Genomic DNA, 17,654 nt, shown 5'->3' with positions numbered 1-17,654 from the left:
CATTATATGACCCACGGGTCATAAACTTTCTCTCGGAACGGGAGAGAGTCGCGCGTGACACTTCAGGTCATCACAGATAGGCTGCGCTTCCCCGAAGGCCCAATCGCGCTTTCGGACGGCAGTGTGGTCGTCGTGGAGATCGAGGGCGGCGCCCTTACCCGCGTCCATCCCAGCGGTGACCTTGAGGTCATTTCGCAGCTTGATGGTGGCCCCAACGGCGCAGCGCTCGGCCCCGATGGGTGGGTCGTCGTCGCCAATTCCGGCGGCTGGCTCTATACCAGTGAAGCCAATGGCTGGCGGCGGCCGACCGGGCAATCCGATGTCCCCGGCTGGATCGAACGCGTCTCACTCGTCACTGGAGAGAGTCAGCGCCTCTACGATGCCTCCGGCGGCATGCGCCTGCAGAGCCCCAACGATCTGGTGTTCGATGCGCTGGGCAATTTATACGTCACCGATCACGGCAAGCGTGACGGACGCACACTGGGGCTTGGTGCGATCCACTACGGCGCGCCGGATGGCAGCTTCCTGCGTCCGGTCGTCAGCGGCCTGCTCACCCCCAACGGCGTGGGCCTATCGGCCGACGGGAAGACGCTGTTCGTGGCCGAAACGGTCACGCGCCGGATCCTGTCTTATCCCGTTGTCGCACCTGGCGAAGTCAGCCTGCTGCCCTGGCCTGCCCCGGCTGGCGGGCACCTCGTGGCCGGCCTGCCCGATCGCAACTTCCTCGACAGCATGGCGCTCGATGCCGAGGGCCACATCTGCGTCGCCAGCTTCAACGCTTGCGGCATCTGGCGCATCTCGCCCGATGGCGCTGCGCGCACCTTCACTCCGCTCGACGATTACTACGCCACCAACATCGCCTTCGGCGGCCCGGACCGGCGCACGGCTTTCGTCACGCTCTCCTCAACCGGGCGGCTGGTGTCGTTCGAATGGCCCTGCCCCGGTCAGCCTCTTGCCTTTGAAGGACCTGCATCGTGAGTTTCGTCCCCGATCTGCTCGCTGGCCGCAGCGCCTTCATCGCTGGCGGAACCAGCGGCATCAATCTCGCCATCGCCCAGGCCTATGCCGCGCACGGGGCCAAGGTGGCAGTGTTGAGCCGCAAGGCTGAAAAGGTGGAGGCCGCAACCGCCGCGATCGGTCACGGCGCGATCGGCTTTGCCGCCGATGTGCGCGATGCCGATGCGGTGGGCGCGGCGATGAAAGCCGCTGCCGAGGCAAACGGCCCGTTCGATGTGATCGTCTCGGGTGCGGCGGGCAATTTCGTCGCCCCTGCGGCCGCGCTCTCCCCCAATGGCTTCAAGACCGTGGTGGACATCGACCTGATTGGCACCTTCCATGTGTTTCGGGCCGGATATGATCTGGCGAGGAAGCCCGGTGCCTCTTTCATTGCGATCTCCGCGCCGCAAGGCTCGGCCCCCTATTTCGCGCAGGCCCATGTCTGCGCGGCCAAGGCCGGGATCGACATGCTGGTCAAATGCCTTGCCTTCGAATGGGGGCCGGAAGGCGTGCGGGTGAACAGCCTCGTTCCCGGCCCGATCGACGGCACCGAAGGCATGGCCAAGCTCGCCCCCAACGAAGCGATGCGCAAGATCGCGACCGAGGCGACTGCGCTGCGCCGCTTCGGCAGCACCGGCGATGTCGCGATGCTGGCGCTCTACCTCGCGTCAGGCGCCGCATCCTATGTGACCGGCGCGATCATGCCGGCCGATGGCGGCCAGATGCTGGCGGGCAACGGCGCGTTCAGCCCGGCCCGAATTTTCCAACAGTAGAACAATCCGGAGAGAACCTGATGCGCAAGACCAACAAGGTCATCATCACCAGCGCGACCACGGGCGCAATGCACATGCCGGTCATGTCGCCCTATCTGCCGATCACGCCCGAACAGATCATCGCGGATTCGGTCGGCGCAGCGGAAGCGGGCGCTGCCATCGTCCACCTCCATGCGCGCGATGCCGAAACCGGCTGCCCCGTCACCGATCCGGCGGTCTATGCCCAGTACCTGCCCAGCATCAAGCAGCAGTCCGACGTCATTATCAATATCACCACCGGCCAGCCGGCGATCCGCCGCAAGCCCGATGGCGGGTTCGATGTGAAGACCGCCTGGGCCGATGTGCTGGATGAGAGGCTCGCCGCGCCCAAGCAGTTCGAGCCCGAGATCACCAGCTTCAACATGGGGCCGATGAATGCGGCCAACTGGATGCTCGGCATGAAGTATGATCTCGACAAGCTGAGCGACTGGGAAAGGCTCTTCGTGCTGAGCACCAAGGACCTCACCATGCAGAACACCTTCGCCTCGATGGAGCGCATCGCGAAGGAACTCGGCCAGGAACGCGGCGTCGTTTTCGAGTATGAATGCTTCGATATCGGCCACCTTTATAGCCTGAAAATGCTGGAAACGATGGGCTGGGTGAAGCCGCCCTATTTCATCCAGTCGGTGTTCGGCTTCCTTGGCGGCATCGGCACCGGCATGCGCCATGTCCACCACTTCAAGGACACCGCGGACGAGCTGTTCGGTGAGAACTACATCTGGTCATGCCTCGCGGCGGGCAAGGCGCAGATCCCCACGATCACGCAAGGCGCGCTGCTGGGCAGCAGCGTGCGCGTCGGGCTCGAGGACTCGCTCTGGTACGGCAAGGGCCAGCTCGCGAAATCGTCGGGCGAACAGGTCGGCCGCATCCGCCGCATTCTCGAAGAGCTCGGCCTCGAGATCGCCACGCCAGACGAAGCGCGGGCGATGCTGGGCACCAAGGGCGCCAACAACGTCAAGTTCTAGTCTCCATTTTTTGAAGGAATCCGCCATGGCCGCCGCTGCCGCCGGACACAACCAGACCGCTTCCGCCCAGCTCTTCGAACGTGCGCGCCATGTCATGCCCTCGGGCTACACGCGGCACCTCGTCGTGCAGAAGCCCAACCCGACATACGCCGCATCCGGCGATGGCTGCTGGATCACCGATGTCGAAGGCAACCGCCGGCTCGATTGGGTCAACAACTTCTCCTCGTTGATCCACGGCCACAACAAGCGCGAGATCGTCGATGTGCTTGCGGCGCAGGCGGGGCGGCTGATGTCCGCCGTGCTCCCCACCGAATGGGAAGTCTCGCTGGCGGAAATCCTGTGTGAGCGCATTCCCTCGGTCGAACGGGTGCGCTTCATGAACAGCGGAACCGAGGCCAACCAGATCGCGATCAAGGCCGCCCGCGCCTATACCGGCAAGCCCAGGATCGCCAAGATGGAAGGCGGCTATCACGGCCAATTCGACCTGCTGGAAGCCAGCTTCCAGTCGAACCCCGGCAACTGGGGCCCGGCCGAGCGGCCCAATGCCACGGCCTATCAGGCCGGCCACCCGCAGGGCCTGCTCGATCTCGTCACGGTCCTGCCGCTCAACGATATCGAGGCGACGCGCGCCATCCTGCGCGCCGAGGCGGACCAGCTCGCCGCGGTGATCCTCGATCCGCAGCGCTTGCAGCTGGGCATGGTTGCGCCGCACCGCCCCTATCTTGAAATGCTGCGTGAGGAGACGGAGAAGCTCGGTATCGTGCTGATCTTCGATGAGGTCTGGTCTTTGCGTGCCGGCTACAACGGCTTTCAGGGCGAGATCGGGATCACGCCCGATCTCACCACCATGGGCAAGATCATCGGCGGCGGCATTCCTGTCGGCGGCTGCGGCGGCCGCCAAAAGTTCATGAGTGTGTTCGAGGTCGATGAGGGCGATCCGAAGATCAAGCACAGCGGCACCTTCACCGCCAATCCGATGGCGATGGCCTGCGGCACCACCTCGCTGCGCCTGCTGACGCCCGAAGTCTTCGCCCGAATGGCCGCGCAGGGCGAAAGGCTGCGCGAAGGCCTGCGCGCGATCTCGGGATCAAGGCGCAAGTGCTGGGCGAAGGCTCGCTTTCGGGCATGACCCCTACCGAACTTCCGCTGAACAACTACCGCGAGCTGGCCTATGCCTTCGCCACCGAAATCGCCCCCAAGCTGCCGGTGATCCAGACGGAGCTGCTGGCAGAAGATCTCCTCACCATGCGCGGCGGTTTTGTCGGCTCGACCCCGATGACCGATGACGATATCGATTTCACCATCGCCGGCGCCCGCCGCGCCTGGACGAGGATCATGGCGCAATGAACCTTTCCGCAGCGATCCGCCGCCATCCGGTCCGCTGGTTCTATGGCATCGCTGTCGGCATCGCCGCGCTGCTGTGGGCCTACGCCATGATCCACACCGTGCTCTGGCCAAACTTCGGCGGACCGGGCGTGAGCCTGGGGGATTACTTCTACATCGAGCGCGCCAAGGTCGCCGCTGCCCACCCCTACTGGGCGGCCCATTCGGATGGCGTGCCGCTCAGCCTCATGGGCTACTGGCAAGTGCCGCAGGTCTCGATGTTCCTGTTCTTCCCGGGCGCGCCGACCACGGCGGCCCTGCTTGTGGCCGGGATCGGCTGGGGCCGGCAGGGTCTTGGCGCGTTGCTCTCGCTCTACAAGCCGATCCTGGGGGACCAGACCTGGCGCGAAGGCGTGCGGCTCTATGCCGCCTTGCTGCTGATCGTCGCGGGGGCCGCCGGGCTCTCGTCCGCCGCCGCGTTCTTCCTGGTCGGCGATGCGGCGCGCGGCGTTCTGGTCAAGGCGTTCGGCATGCAGTCGCTCGGCTCGTTCTGCGCAGCCTGGGGCATCGCCTTGTTCATGAATCAGGGCGCTCTGCTGGAGGAACTGGGCTGGCGCGGTTTTGCCTGGCCCGCGCTCGCCCGCCGTCTGGCAAGCCCGCTGTCCGCAGCGCTCCTGCTCGGCGTGATGTGGGCGCTGTGGCACTTCCCGCGCGAAGTGCCCTTGCTGCTGACCGGGCAGAACACGATCCCGAACCTCCTGCTCGGCCAGTTCAATTTCATCATCACCTGCACCGCGATGACGATCGTGGCGGTCTATTTCGTCAACCTGTCCGGCGGCAGCGTCTGGCCTGCGATCATCGTCCACGGCAGTCTCAACATGCTCTACGGCGCGTTCAAGCTGCGCCCCGATGGTGATGGCGGCGGCGGCAATGTCTATAGCCACTCTATCTGGCTATGGCTCGGCGCGGCGGCCATCGTGCTGCTGATTTCGGGCAAGGACCTCGGCTGGTCGACCCGGCTCAGGCTCCACGGCGGCGATGGCCGCACCGATCCCTCACGCATCTGGTCCGAACGGGAGAACCAAGCCCATGGCCTATGATCGTTCGCGCGCACTGTTCGACCGTGCCAGCGCCGTCCAGCCCGGTGGCAACACCCGCCACATGATCGTGTTCGGCCCGCCGATGCTCTACGCCAGCCACGGCGAGGGCTGCCGCGTCACCGATGTCGATGGCAACGTCTATATCGATTGGGTCAACAACTTCTCGACCCTGATCCACGGCTATGGCCACCGCCCGACGATCGAGGCGGTGAAAGCGCAGGCCGAGCGCATGCTGTGCTGCATCCTCCCCGCCGAGCCCGAAGTGGAGCTGGCCGAGCGCATCTGCGCGCGCTGGCCCGGTGCCGATCAGGTGCGCTTCATGAATTCGGGGACCGAAGCGGTCATGGTTGCCATCAAGGGCGCGCGGGCGCTGACGGGCCGCTCCAAGGTCGCCAAGTCCGAAGGCGGCTATCACGGCCAGTACGATCTGGTCGAAGCGAGCTTCCTGCCCACTGCCGAGACCTGGGGCCCGGCGGACCGCCCCGCAGCCCCGCCCTTCGGGCGCGGCACGCCGCAGAGCCTGCTCGATGAAGCGGTGATCTTCCCGTTCAACGATACCGCCGCCACGCTGGCAATCCTTGAGGATCAGGCCGATCATCTCGCTGCCGTGGTGATCGATCCGATCCCCGCCCGGCTCGGCTTCTCCCGCGCAGACCCCGCCTATCTCGCCGCGATCCGCGAATTCTGCACGCGGCGCGGCGTGGTGCTGATCTTCGACGAGGTGTTCTGCGGCCGCGCGGGCTACCACGGCGCGCAAGGCCGCCTCGGCGTCACGCCGGACATGACCGCGCTCGGCAAGATCATCGGCGGCGGCCTGCCCATCGGCGCAGTGGCCGGCACGCGCGCGGCGATGGCCGTGTTCGACAATCTGGCGGGGCCGCTCAAGATCAGCCATTCGGGCACCTTCACCGGCAATCCGATGACGATGGCCGCCGGCTGCGCCGCCCTCGATGCGCTGACGCCGGAGGCCTTCGCGCAGCTCGAACGGCAGGGCGATGCCTTGCGCGCGGGGCTTGCCGCGCATTTCGAGGCGCTCGGCCTTGCCATGCGCGCCAATGGCCTTGCCTCGATGACCAGCCTGCAGTTCTTCCGCGAACCGGCACGCAACTACCGCGAGTTTCATGTGCGCTCCGGCAGCGATTCCCTCACGCGGATGAAGCAACTGCACGGCCTGATGCTGGAGGCGGGCGTGCTGATGGCCACGCGCGGCCTGATGGTCGGCTCGACCGCGATGACCGATGCCGATATCGCCGAGACGGTGGACCGCGCGGGGCAAGCGCTGGCCCGCTTTGCCGAGGCGGAAAGGATCGCGGCTTGAGGCGCTTTACCACCAGCGTATCCCTGATGTGGCGCGATCTGCCGATCGCGGAACGCTTTGCATCGGCCAAAGCGGCGGGTTTCTGCGGCGCGGAAATTCAGGTGCCGGGCGAAGCCGCCGCAGCCGATTGGGCCGCAGCGGCAGAAGCATCGGGCCTGCCCGTCACGCTGATGAACCTTGATATGGGCGATTATCTGGGCGGCGGCCCCGGCCTTTCGGGCGTACCGGGGCGCGAAGCCGCCTTTGCCGCGGCGCTTGATATCGGGCTCGATGCCGCCGCGCTGCTGAAGCCCGCCTTCCTTCACATCGGCCCCTCACGCGTGCCCGATGGCCTGAGCCGCGAAGCCTGTCTCGATGTCTACCGCGCCAGTGTCGCGCTCGCGCTGGAGCAAGCTTGCAAGCGCGGGATCACGGCGCAGTTCGTGGTCGAAGCGGTCAACCGTGCCGAAGCCCCCACTGCACTCATCGGTACAACCGTCGAAGCCGCCGCCATCGCCGCCGGCTATGGCGGGGCGCTGAAGTTGCTGTTCGATCTCTATCACGCGGCGGCAGGCGGCGAGGATCCGCTCGCCAGCTACCGGGCGCATCGGGAGGCTATTGCCCACATCCAGTTCTCCGACCTGCCCGGCCGCCAGCCGCCCGGCAAGGGCACGCTCGATTTCGCCGCGTTGTTCGCCGGGATCGAGGCCGCTGGCTACGCGGGAGCCTGGGGCGCGGAATACATGTCGTTTGCCGGCACCGGCGCAACGCTCGGCTGGATGGAGGCGCTGGCGTGACGCCAACAGCAACAGGCTTGGCAGAGTCCTTCGCCGCGCTCCCTCCGGCGCTCCACACGCCGATCCTGCGCATCGAGGATCGCCACGGCACTTGCCGCTTCGCCGCCGCCCGCGCACCCGCGACCGCCGATGGCGCGTTCCACGTCGCCTCCATCACCAAGACGATGACCGCCACGGTGATCCTCCAGCTGATCGAGGAAGGCGCCTTCTCGCTCGACACCCCGTTCGACGATCTCGGCGTGATCGACCGCGCGTTGACCTGCGGGCGGCTCGATGGCGGGATCACGATCCGCCACTTGCTCTCGCACACCGCCGGCATCCGCGACACGATGGAGGATGATGCCGAAACGCTGGGCGGCCCGGCACCGGGCAGCGTGATCGGCCGCCTGATGCTCGATCCCGGCAAGCATTGGCAGCCCTTCGACCCGGCCCGCCCCGAAGATGGCAATGCCGGGGTCATCAACCACTTCTTTGCCAGCGGAACGGCAGATGCGCGCCTCTCCCCGCCGGGCGCGCGCTTCCATTACTCCGATACCGGCTACATGCTGCTCGGCCTCCTCATCGAGCGCGCGGGGGGCGAGCCGCTGCACGCAGCCTATCGCCGCCGCCTGTTCGATCCGGCTGGCATCGACGATATCTGGCTGGCCTACCGCGAGCCTGCGCGGCTGCCCGAAATCGATCAATACTTCGGCGACATGCCACTTCTCGCCAGCGGCGTTTCGCTCAGCTTCGACTGGGCTGGCGGCGGCCTTGTCGCCACCGCTGCGGCCCTCGCCACGTTCCTGCGCGCGCTGCTCGCCGGGTCGCTGTTCCGCAAAGCTGAGACACTGGCGGGAATGCAGGACTGGACCGCGCCCGCAGGCATGGCCGCGCCGCGCACCGGTGTCGGGCTCGGCCTGTTCCGGGTCGAGCGCGATGGCATGACCCTCATCGGCCATTCCGGTGCCCCCGCCGCGCGCATGTTCACCGATCCCGAAAGCGGCCTCTTCCTCACCGGCACAGCCAATCAGGCCATCGGTGCGGCGGACTGGCACTGGCCGCTGCTCGCCCTCGCCCGAAAGGAATTTGCATGACCACTGCCGCCGAAACCTTCGTCGAAACCGTGCTTGAAAAGGTCAGGGCCGGCACCGGCAGTTCGGTCAGCGCATGGCTCGCCCCCGGCGCGCGGCTGTTCACCCCGCGCCATCACAAGCCCGTCACCGATCCCAATCACTTCGCGATCATTCTCCAGTCGATCCCCAAGGTCCTCGAAAACTTCCGCTACGACCGCACCTGGGCAGCGGGCGACGAGGCAATCATGGAGTTCAAGGGCAATATCGGCGCGGTCGAAGTCCACGGGCTCGATATCTTCACCATCGACGACAGCGGCCAGATCAGCGAGCTAACCGTGTTCGTGCGCCCGACCAAGGCCCACGCCGCCCTCGCCGAGCGCGAGGATGCGATGGTGATCGAAACGCTTCAGAAATTGCAACGCGGCGAAGCCATCGGCTGATGCGGCGGCTCGACGATCCGTTCTGCACAATGGCCGCCCCGCGCGCTTCGGGGCATCTCGACGTTGGCGATGGCCACCAGATCCATTGGGCCGAAATGGGCAGCGCGGCTGCGGCCAGTCCACCCCTCGCGGCGAACTCGCTGCCAACAGCCTGCAGCACAGCATCGCCGATATGGAGGCATTGCGCCGCCATCTCGGCATCGAGCGCTGGTTGGTCAGCGGCGGTTCCTGGGGCTCCACCCTCGCGCTCGCCTATGCGCAGGCGCATCCCGAACGCTGCCTTGGCCTGTTCCTTGTCGGCGCATGGCTCTGCCGCAAGCGTGACACGCGCTGGTGGTTCCACGGCGTCCGCGCGCTGTTTCCCGAACTGTGGGAGGCGTTTGCCGGTGCGGTCCCGCCCGAGGAGCGCGGCGATCTGCGCGCTGCCTATTGCAAGCGCATCCTTGGCGATGATCCCGAGATTGCGGCAGAATTCGCCACCCGGCTGTTCCTCTACGAAGAAGGCTTCATGCACTTCGATGCGCCGCTGACCCCGCCCGACCCCGCACGCGGGCGCGACTATGGCCGCATTTTCGCGCACTTTGCCGCGCACGATTTCTTCGTCGATGATGACCAGCTGCTGCGCGATGCGCACCGGCTGGCGGGCATTCCAGTCCATATCATCACCGGCCGCTACGATTGCTGCACCACGCCGGAGAACGCCTTCGATCTGGCGCAGGCGGTGCCGCATGCGGTGCTGGAGATCGTGCCCGGCGCAGGCCACTATCCCACCGAACCGACCTTCGCCCGCGCCGTCGCGCGCGCGGCTCAGGGCTTTGCCGCCAGAGTCGGCGGCTGGTGAGCGGCAAGGTCCCCTTCGGCCAGCTTACGGCCTATGCCCTGCCGGGGCTGCCGCTTTCGCTGCTGATCTCGCCCTTCCCGGCGCTGCTCATGGCGTTTTACGCCAAGCATACTGCCGCGACGACCGCTGGCATTGCCACGATCATTCTCTTTGCGCGCATTCTCAACGGCGTGATCGATCCGCCGATCGGCTATCTCTCCGATCGCACCCGTGGCCGGTTCGGCCCGCGCAAGCCCTGGCTGATCGGCGGCGCGCTCATCTCGGTTCCCGCGTTCTACGTGGCCTACATGCCGCCCGCCGATGCCGGCAACGCATGGTTCGCGCTCGCCATTGTCAGCTTCTACATCGCGCATTCAGTGATCGCGACGCCCTACAACAGCTGGACCGGCGAGATCAGCACCGATTACGCCGAACGCTCGCGCATTGCCGGGGCGCAGACGCTGACCCTGCTGATTGGCGGGGTGTTCTTCCTTGCCCTCCCTGAAATCCTCTCGGCGCCGGGGATCGGCCTGCTCAAGACTTCGGCGCTGAACCGCGAGGCCATGGCCGTGTTCGGCCTGATCGGCATGATCACCATGCCCATCGCGATTGGCCTTGCCGTGTGGAAAGTGCCCGTCGGCACCGTCACGCAGGGCGAAAGCTACGGCATACTGGAGATGCGCACGGTCTTTACGCTCAACGGCCCGTTCCGCCGCTTCATCGCCGCCGACTTGCTGAGCGCGATCGGCTGGGCCGTGAGCTATGCGCTGATCACCATCGTGCTCGACAACTACTTCGGCTTTGGCGAGGGGATCGTGCTGTTCCTGCTCAGCGCCACCGCTGCGCAACTTCTCGCGATCCCGGTCTGCACCCGGCTCGCCGCGCGCTTCGGCAAGCATCAGGTCTATGCCTGGGGCCAGATCCTCAACGGCGCATTGCTGCCGGTCTACCTGCTGTTTCCGCCGGGCGGGCAGGCCAATTTCCTGCTGATGCTGGCCTTCGGCAGCTTCGTCAGCGCGCTCGGCACGCCCAACATGCTGTTTCCCAGCGCGCTGCTGGCCGATCTGGCAGATTACGACAGCCTCAAATCCCGCCAGTCGCGCCCGGGCATCTATTTCTCGATGCGCACGCTGCTCAATCCTGCAGGCGGCGCGATCGGCGGGGCGCTGGGGTTCTACATGCTCTCGATTGTCGGCTTCGATCCCTCGGCCAAGCTCAACAGTGCCAGCGCAACCTTCGGCATGCTGATGACTTCCACCTTCGTGCCGCTGGTATGCTTCATCCTTTCCGGCGCACTGATGCGCGGCTACGAGATCACCGCCCGCCGCCACGCCGCGATCCGCCGCGCACTCGATCGGCGCGATCAGGCCATGATCGGCGGCGAACCGAGCCTGATCGGCGCGACCGTGCTTGACCGCTGATCAGAGCGCCCCGAACAGGCCCGCCACCACTGCATCTGCAATGATCATGTGCCCGGCAAGCCCCGGATGCACGCGATCCGGGGCAAGCGCCATCGGATGCAGCGAAGCCAGAGCCCGGTCAAACGCGGCCTGCACATCGATGAAGCCGAGGCCTTGCTCCGCCGCGACCTCAGCCGCGATTGCTGCATAGGCATCCATTCTCGCCCGCATCGGCTCGGTGCGATCAGGCTCGATGAAGAAGGGCCCTGCCACGCTCACCCCGATGCCCGCTGCGCGGGTCTCGGTCACCAGCCGCGTCAGCGTTGCGCGGTATTCCTCCGGCCCGATCTGCCAATCGCCCCAGTTCGTGCGGCTGAACGCGCGCCACACATCGTTGATGCCGATCATGATCACCACGTGATCGGGCGCGATCGCCAGAACATCGCTCAGCCAGCGCGCCGCAAGGCCGCGCACCGTATCGCCCGAAACGCCCATGTTGACGATGCGTTGGCGGTGCGCCGGGCGCCGGGCGGTGAGCAGCGCGGCGACCAGCGCGACATAACCTGTGCCGAGCGGCGTGCCCATGACCCCCTCGCCCACCGGGCGGAGCCGGTCGCAGTCCGTGATGGAATCGCCGATGAACAGCACTTTGCGCGGCAGGAGTGGATCGAGTGTCACGCGTCAAACTCCTGCCAGGCTGTCCTGTCAGCTGGTCCCGGCGCGACATGGAGACGCGGCACTTCCCCCAGTTCCATCACCAGCGAGCCGAAGCTGAAGCCATCCCGCTTGCCCTCGATTTCCCCCACGCGGCAAATCGGCCCCTCGCGGCAGGCGAGCACCGCCTTGGCCGCCGCGACATCCAGCCGCTGGGTTGGATCGATGCGCTCATAAAGCGTCGCGAGGCGCGCCTCGGTGGTGAAACCGAAGCGGGCGGTGCGCTGCGCTTCGTCCATCCCGGCAATCATCGCCTCGAACCAGCCTTGGTGCGGATTGGCGACGGGGTGATTGCTGTGCGCCACAACGAGATCACCGGCATCGCGGCGCCATTCGCTGACGCCATTTGCCGAACATTCGAGGCTGACGGCGCGGCCGTGGCCATCGGGGACGATATAGTTCTGGCCCGAAGCGTGGTGAACATGCCGCAGGAACCCGTGCCCGGCTGCCGGAGAACCGCTGGCCAGGTAGCTGCGCACGACGAGGTCTTCGGCAAGGCCGGTGCGTGCCGGATCGAGTTGCAGCAGCGAATTGCAGGTGATGGCAAGGCCGCGCCTGGTCATGCCGCACAAACTGATCTTGCCAGCCACCGTGAAGACCATGGCACGGTCGCCATCAGGCTGCATGAAGCGCAGCAGAGTCTGTCCGCCATCCCACCATGTCGGTACGTCCATGGTCTGCGCAATGAGCAGCGGCGCATCTGGTCCGGCATCTGAACCGAGCGATGAGCAGCCCTTGGGCGCGGTCTCGCGGTCTCGCGCATATTCCATGCGCACCCACGGCTCCTCATCGGAGAGCATCCGCGCGAACACGCGGGCGTAGGGGATGCCGGAGCCTTCGGCGATGCCGCGGAGTTCCTCCAGCAGGTCGGGCGCAAGGCGCTCTGCGGCATCGAGGAAGCCCTGATCCATCAGTCCGTCGAGATAGGCGCCCGCCGGTGCGCCGAGATCGGCAGCAATCGCTTCCTCCCACAGCTCGTGGTGGCGCGCGATCTCTTGGCGCAGCGCCTCGCCGTGCTGGTGCCCGCGCTGTCGCGGCGTGCCGTAGAGATCCAGAACATGCAGCTTGCCCAGGAACGTCATGCGCTGGTTCCCGGCATACCCAGCCCCAGCATTTCACGGGCCACCCATGGTGTTGCCACACGCGCGCCCAGATCGCGCACGATCCGCGCCGCCTTGGCGCAAAGCTCGGCGTTGCTGCGGGCCAGCGCACCCTTTTCAAGGTAGATGTTATCTTCAAAGCCCACGCGCACATGCCCGCCCATCAGCGTCGCGGCGGCCACCATGGGAAAACTGCTGCGCGAAACCCCGAAGGCAGACCAGATCGCGCCCGGCGGCAGCATGGCAAGGCCCAGCTGGATCGCCTCGATGCTCGCCGGCCAGCCATAGTTGATGCCAAGCACGAACGAGAACATCGGCTTCGGCCCGAAGCGCCCGTCCGCCAGCAGTTCGCGCGCCAGCACCAGATCGCCCGGATTGAAGATTTCGATCTCAGGCTTCGCCCCCGCGTCCAGAATGGCATCCGCCATGACCCGCACATTGCGCGGCGTGTTCATGACCACCTGATCCCCCGAATTCATCGTATTGAGATCGAGCGTGGCGATTTCGGGGCGCAGCGCCGGGATGTGGCCCACCCGTTCGAGCGGCGGCAGCAGGGTCGTTCCCGGCGCGGCGATGCGCGGATCATCGGCATCCGGCACAAAGCGCCCACCGGGCCCCGTGGTGAGGTTGAGGATGAGTTGCGATCCGGCGTTCCGGATGCGCTCGACCACCTCGGTGTAATGCGCCAGTTCCATCGAGGGCCGGCCATCATCATGCCGCACATGAATATGCACGATCGCCGCCCCCGCAGCTTCCGCTTCCAGCGCCGAAATCGCGATCTGCTCGGGCGTGATCGGCAAATAGGGGGTCATTTCAGGCCGGGTGATGTTCCCGGTAAGAGCGCAGGTCAGGATCACATCGCGCATCGGCAGGCTCCAGCTTGGCAAGCGGCGGCGGGTTCATTCCCGCAGTCAGAGATGGCGGCCGCCGTCGACGTAGATTGTCGCCCCCGTGGTGGCCGTCAGCAGGCGCGCCGCGGCCAGCACCGCATTGGCCACTTCGGTCACGTTCGCCAGCCGGCCGAGCGGAGTGGCGGCAATCGTGCGCGCGATGAATTCGGGGCCGCGTCCCTGCGCAAACGGCGTGTCGAGCGCCGAGGGGGCCACGCTCACCGTCCGGACGGCCGGCGCCAATGCCTTGGCGAGCGAGATCATCGCCGTATCCATGGCAGCCTTGGCGGCGCCATAGGCGATGTTGCTGCCAAGGCCTGTCCGCGCGGCGACTGAAGAGACATTGACGAAGACCGGATCGGTCCCGGCGCGCAGCAGCGGCGCAAGGTCTCGTGCCAACCGCAGCGGCCCGATGGCGTTCGCAAGGAACACTTCTTCGATCAACGCATCATCAAGGCGCGGCAGGTCCGCCAGCGCGACCGAGCGGGTCACGCCCGCCGCCGTCACCAGAATATCGACCGCGCCGAACTCCTCCGCCATCCGCTTCGTGAAGGCGCGGATCGAAGCGGGATCGGCCAGATCGAGCCGGGCGTGAACAGCATGGCCGCGCCCCGGCGCGGTCCAGTCCGCCGCGCCCTGGCGCGAGGCTGCGACAACCTGCGCGCCCAGATCGCAGGCCTGCGCCGCCACCGCCGCGCCCACGCCCCCGCGTCCGCCCACGACCACCACCCGCGCACCGGCAAAACCGCGCAGCAATTCGGCGAGCGATGCGCTCATATCTGGCGCGGCCCACCATCAGCCGCGCGCGCAAGGCCATGGTGGAACTGGCTTCCGAACGGCTGGTAGCTCGCGCCTTCCAGCCACTCCAGATCAAGCTCCATCCCGATCCCCGGCACCTCGGGGATAACGAGGTAACCGTCCTCGATCCGGTTGACGGCCTTGACCACTTGCCGCCAGGGATCGCGATCCTCGCGGACATAGCCCTGCACATCCCAGTTCACCGTCGCCGCCGCCATCTGGATATGGGCCGCCGTCGCCACCGGCGAAGTGAAGTTGTGCGGCACGATGCGCTGCTGGCGCGATTCGGCGATCGCGGCAATCTTGCGCATCTGGGTAAAGCCGCCAGCTAGGCCGATATCCGGCCGCAGGATCGCGATATCGGGGCAATCCGAGTAATCCCGGAACTCCCAGATATTGGTCACCCGCTCAGCCAGCGCGACCGTTCCGCCCATGCTGCGCGCGGCCTGCACATTGGCCGCAAGGCTGAACGGCATGACCGGATCTTCGAGGAAGTAGGGCCGCATGGACCGCACCCCATCGGCAAACACACCCGCAAGGTCCGGTGGCAGATTGCGGTGCAACTCTACCGCGATGTCGATATCCCAGCCCACCGCCGCGCGGGTTTCCTGCACGGTGGTGATCACATCCTGCAGCATCCGCGCGGTCGTCTGCCGTGCCCAATCACCCACGAAGGGCTTGAGCTTGATGGCGGTGAAGCCCTCGTCGCGCGCGGCCACGGCCCCCGCGATCAGCGCATCGACCGAGGCCGCTTCAACCAGCAGGATTGCGCGCACCTTGTCGCGCACAAGCCCGCCGAGCAGCTGCCACACCGGCACGCCCAGCGCCTTGCCCTTGATATCCCAGAGCGCCTGATCAAGGGCGGAAACTGCCGCAATCTGGCACGCATCGCGAATGCAGTGGTGCTTGATCGCCAGCTGAAACAGCCACTCCGGCCGGAAGGCATCCGCACCGATATAGATGCTTCCGAGGTCCTCGATCACCGCCGCAGTCGCCAGCGGATGGGGAAAATACGTCGCCTCCCCGATCCCGGTCGTGCCGCACTCGGTAGTGACCGTGACGAACAACCAGTGCCCCGCGACATGAGAGCGGATTTCAGCAATCGGGGCGGTGTGAGTCCAAGATTTTGACATGACTTAAGGGTCATATAATGGGAATATGGCATTTGCAACCGGCGACCAGCGCCACGTTGAAACATGCTGCTGAACCTCACACCTATGCACATGGTACTTACGTGACCATAAAGTCACATGTACTGCGCGGCTCTGGTCCTTTGGCGCATCTGCCACCAGCCCTCATCACTGGCAGGCGTGGTCCCCTGCCACCCATCATGGCACCGTCTTCACCGCCATTTCCCTCCGATCAGGATTGACCGTCGGCGGCCGGACCACCACAGTCCCGCCATGATCAAACATCTCTCGCGCCGCACCGTCTTCGCCGCCGCCAGCGCCGCCGCGCTCGGCCTCGCCATCATCTCGCCGCGCGCGCCGTTGGCTGCCGCGTCTGAACCCGCGAGTGCAGACTGCGCGCCGGACAACGGCGGGCTCAGCCTGCCGCCGGGCTTCTGCGCCACGGTCTTTGCCGATCACCTCGGCCATGCCCGCCACCTCACCGTCGGTGCGGACGGCACGGTCTACGTCAACACCTGGGACTATCCCGACTACTTCCCCGGCGCACCCGCACCTGCCGGCGGCTTCATCGTCGCGCTGAAGGACCGCGATGGTGATGGCGCCGCCGACGTGACCGAGCGCTTCGGCTCGAATGCCCGCAAGGGCGGACAAGGCGGCACCGGCATCGCGCTGTGGAACGGGGCGCTCTATGCCGAAGAAGGCGGCACCATCGTCCGCTATGCGCTCACCCCCGGCGTGGCAGTGCCCGGCGGCGCGGGCGAAACGGTCGTCTCCGGCCTCGTCATGAAGGGGGATCACCCGATGCACCCCTTCGCGATCGACAAGGGCGGCCTCATCCTCGTCAATTCCGGCTCAGCCTCCAACACGTGCGAAAGCCCCAATCGCCAGCCAGGTGCCAAGGGCGCAGACCCCTGCATCGAACAGCAGACGCGCGGCGGCATCTGGGCCTACCGCGCCGACAAGACCGGACAGGTCTTCTCCCCCGCCGACCGCTGGGCCACCGGCATCCGCAACACCGGCGGCATCGCGTTCGACAGCGCGGGCCGCGTCTTCGCCACCCAGCACGGTCGCGATCAGCTCTCGCAGAACTGGCCCGCGCTCTATTCCGGCGAACAAGGCGCGGAATTGCCGAGCGAGATCCTGTTCTCCCCGTTCAAGGGCGCGGATTTCGGCTGGCCGACCTGCTACTACGATGGCCAGCGCCATGTGCTCGCCCCCGAATATGGCGGCGATGGGGGCAAAATGCAGGGCCGCTGCGCCGGCAAAACGCCCATCGTGGCTGCCTATCCCGCGCACTGGGCGCCCAATGATGTCGCGATCTACAGCGCACGCCGCTTCCCCGCCGCCTATGCCGAAGGCGCGTTCATCGCTTTCCACGGCTCATGGAACCGCGCGCCCGCGCCGCAGGACGGCTATCTCGTCGCGTTCCAGCCGCTGAAGGACGGCAAGGCCTCGGGGACATGGATCCGCTTTGCCGATGGCTTTGCCGGAGAATACCGCGAACCCGGCCGCGCCGCCCACCGCCCGGCGGGCCTCGCCGTGGGGCCGGACGGCGCGCTCTATATCGCCGATGACGTGCGCGGCACGATCTGGCGCGTGACGTACCACGGCGCGGCGGACGCTCCGCTCACCGCCGCCCCGCGCGCGCCGGTGAAAAGCGCGCTCACCACCGGCGATCCGTTCAGCGGCAAGCCCCCGCTCGCCCCGCCCGGCTCGAACGCGGAAGAAGTCGCGCTCGGCCAGCGAATCTATTTCGGCGAGGCCAAGGGCGGCACCTGCGCGGGTTGTCACGGCTCTGACGGGCGCGGCAGCTCCGCCGGCGGCTCGCTTGTCGGCCCCGCCTATCAATGGAGCGACGGCTCGCTCGAAGGCCTTGCCGCCACGATCCGCACCGGTGTCGCCAAGCCGAAGAAGGCCAGCGGCGGCATGCCCGCGATGGGCGGCGCGCCCTTGGATGAGGCCGATGCGCGGGCGGTGGCGGCCTACGTGTGGACCATGGGCCACCGCCCCGGCTGAGGCA

Annotated in this window: 18 protein-coding genes; 13 read left to right on the top strand and 5 right to left on the bottom strand. The window is 66.7% G+C overall.

The annotated features are described in order from the left end of the window. Positions 1 to 54 precede the first annotated feature (54 nt). From ACO06X_RS15100 to ACO06X_RS15045, 12 genes are all read left to right on the top strand, one after another. Positions 55 to 978: an SMP-30/gluconolactonase/LRE family protein gene (locus tag ACO06X_RS15100; protein ID WP_421837044.1), complete on the top strand. Its 924-nt coding sequence runs from the start codon at positions 55 to 57 to the stop codon at positions 976 to 978. Continuing rightward, on the top strand, positions 972 to 1,769 hold the full coding sequence (locus ACO06X_RS15095) for an SDR family oxidoreductase (protein ID WP_421839925.1): 798 nt from the start codon (positions 972 to 974) through the stop codon (positions 1,767 to 1,769). The genes ACO06X_RS15100 and ACO06X_RS15095 overlap by 7 nt, the downstream gene beginning before the upstream one ends. A 20-nt stretch (positions 1,770 to 1,789) precedes the next feature. Next, a complete protein-coding gene (locus ACO06X_RS15090) occupies positions 1,790 to 2,773 on the top strand; it encodes a 3-keto-5-aminohexanoate cleavage protein (RefSeq protein ID WP_421837043.1) in 984 nt (327 codons plus the stop codon). Between the two features lie 25 nt (positions 2,774 to 2,798). Further along, entirely contained in the window at positions 2,799 to 3,902 is a 1,104-nt protein-coding gene (locus ACO06X_RS15085; protein ID WP_421837042.1) for an aspartate aminotransferase family protein, read from the top strand. Beyond that, positions 3,899 to 4,120, top strand: a complete 222-nt coding sequence (locus ACO06X_RS15080; protein ID WP_421837041.1) for a hypothetical protein — start codon at positions 3,899 to 3,901, stop codon at positions 4,118 to 4,120. The genes ACO06X_RS15085 and ACO06X_RS15080 overlap by 4 nt, the downstream gene beginning before the upstream one ends. Next, a complete protein-coding gene (locus ACO06X_RS15075; protein ID WP_421837040.1) occupies positions 4,117 to 5,196 on the top strand; it encodes a CPBP family intramembrane glutamic endopeptidase in 1,080 nt (359 codons plus the stop codon). Before ACO06X_RS15080 ends, ACO06X_RS15075 begins: the two co-directional genes overlap by 4 nt. Next, a complete protein-coding gene (locus ACO06X_RS15070) occupies positions 5,186 to 6,514 on the top strand; it encodes an aspartate aminotransferase family protein (RefSeq protein ID WP_421837039.1) in 1,329 nt (442 codons plus the stop codon). The genes ACO06X_RS15075 and ACO06X_RS15070 overlap by 11 nt, the downstream gene beginning before the upstream one ends. Next, a complete protein-coding gene (locus tag ACO06X_RS15065) occupies positions 6,511 to 7,290 on the top strand; it encodes a TIM barrel protein (RefSeq protein WP_421837038.1) in 780 nt (259 codons plus the stop codon). The genes ACO06X_RS15070 and ACO06X_RS15065 overlap by 4 nt, the downstream gene beginning before the upstream one ends. A 17-nt stretch (positions 7,291 to 7,307) precedes the next feature. Then, positions 7,308 to 8,363 (top strand): serine hydrolase domain-containing protein, encoded by a 1,056-nt coding sequence (locus tag ACO06X_RS15060; protein WP_421837037.1) that lies wholly within the window; start codon positions 7,308 to 7,310, stop codon positions 8,361 to 8,363. Further along, the gene (locus ACO06X_RS15055) at positions 8,360 to 8,782 is read left to right on the top strand and encodes a hypothetical protein (RefSeq protein WP_421837036.1); all 423 of its coding nucleotides are present in this window, start codon (positions 8,360 to 8,362) and stop codon (positions 8,780 to 8,782) included. Before ACO06X_RS15060 ends, ACO06X_RS15055 begins: the two co-directional genes overlap by 4 nt. A gap of 85 nt (positions 8,783 to 8,867) precedes the next feature. Next, entirely contained in the window at positions 8,868 to 9,623 is a 756-nt protein-coding gene (locus tag ACO06X_RS15050) for an alpha/beta fold hydrolase (RefSeq protein ID WP_421837035.1), read from the top strand. Continuing rightward, complete coding sequence (locus ACO06X_RS15045; protein WP_421837034.1) at positions 9,620 to 11,023, top strand: MFS transporter; 1,404 nt, start codon at positions 9,620 to 9,622, stop codon at positions 11,021 to 11,023. The genes ACO06X_RS15050 and ACO06X_RS15045 overlap by 4 nt, the downstream gene beginning before the upstream one ends. On the opposite strand, the gene ACO06X_RS15040 is transcribed toward ACO06X_RS15045, so the two are convergent. The 5 genes from ACO06X_RS15040 to ACO06X_RS15020 are packed head-to-tail and all read right to left on the bottom strand — an operon-like array spanning position 11,024 to position 15,637. Continuing rightward, the gene (locus ACO06X_RS15040; protein ID WP_421837033.1) at positions 11,024 to 11,680 is read right to left on the bottom strand and encodes an SGNH/GDSL hydrolase family protein; all 657 of its coding nucleotides are present in this window, start codon (positions 11,678 to 11,680) and stop codon (positions 11,024 to 11,026) included. Next, entirely contained in the window at positions 11,677 to 12,798 is a 1,122-nt protein-coding gene (locus tag ACO06X_RS15035) for a C45 family autoproteolytic acyltransferase/hydolase (protein WP_421837032.1), read from the bottom strand. Before ACO06X_RS15035 ends, ACO06X_RS15040 begins: the two co-directional genes overlap by 4 nt. Continuing rightward, positions 12,795 to 13,682 (bottom strand): 3-keto-5-aminohexanoate cleavage protein, encoded by an 888-nt coding sequence (locus ACO06X_RS15030; protein ID WP_421837031.1) that lies wholly within the window; start codon positions 13,680 to 13,682, stop codon positions 12,795 to 12,797. The genes ACO06X_RS15035 and ACO06X_RS15030 overlap by 4 nt, the downstream gene beginning before the upstream one ends. Before the next feature lie 45 nt (positions 13,683 to 13,727). Continuing rightward, positions 13,728 to 14,483, bottom strand: a complete 756-nt coding sequence (locus ACO06X_RS15025) for an SDR family NAD(P)-dependent oxidoreductase (RefSeq protein WP_421837030.1) — start codon at positions 14,481 to 14,483, stop codon at positions 13,728 to 13,730. Beyond that, a complete protein-coding gene (locus ACO06X_RS15020) occupies positions 14,480 to 15,637 on the bottom strand; it encodes a mandelate racemase/muconate lactonizing enzyme family protein (protein ID WP_421837029.1) in 1,158 nt (385 codons plus the stop codon). The genes ACO06X_RS15025 and ACO06X_RS15020 overlap by 4 nt, the downstream gene beginning before the upstream one ends. Before the next feature lie 270 nt (positions 15,638 to 15,907). On the opposite strand from ACO06X_RS15020, the gene ACO06X_RS15015 reads away from it, so the two are divergent. Continuing rightward, on the top strand, positions 15,908 to 17,650 hold the full coding sequence (locus tag ACO06X_RS15015) for a c-type cytochrome (protein WP_421837028.1): 1,743 nt from the start codon (positions 15,908 to 15,910) through the stop codon (positions 17,648 to 17,650). The last annotated feature ends 4 nt before the right edge of the window (positions 17,651 to 17,654 follow it).

The sequence above is a fragment of the Novosphingobium sp. genome (genome assembly GCF_965229225.1).
Lineage (GTDB): Bacteria > Pseudomonadota > Alphaproteobacteria > Sphingomonadales > Sphingomonadaceae > Novosphingobium.
This window is presented reverse-complemented; position numbering and strand designations above follow the sequence as displayed.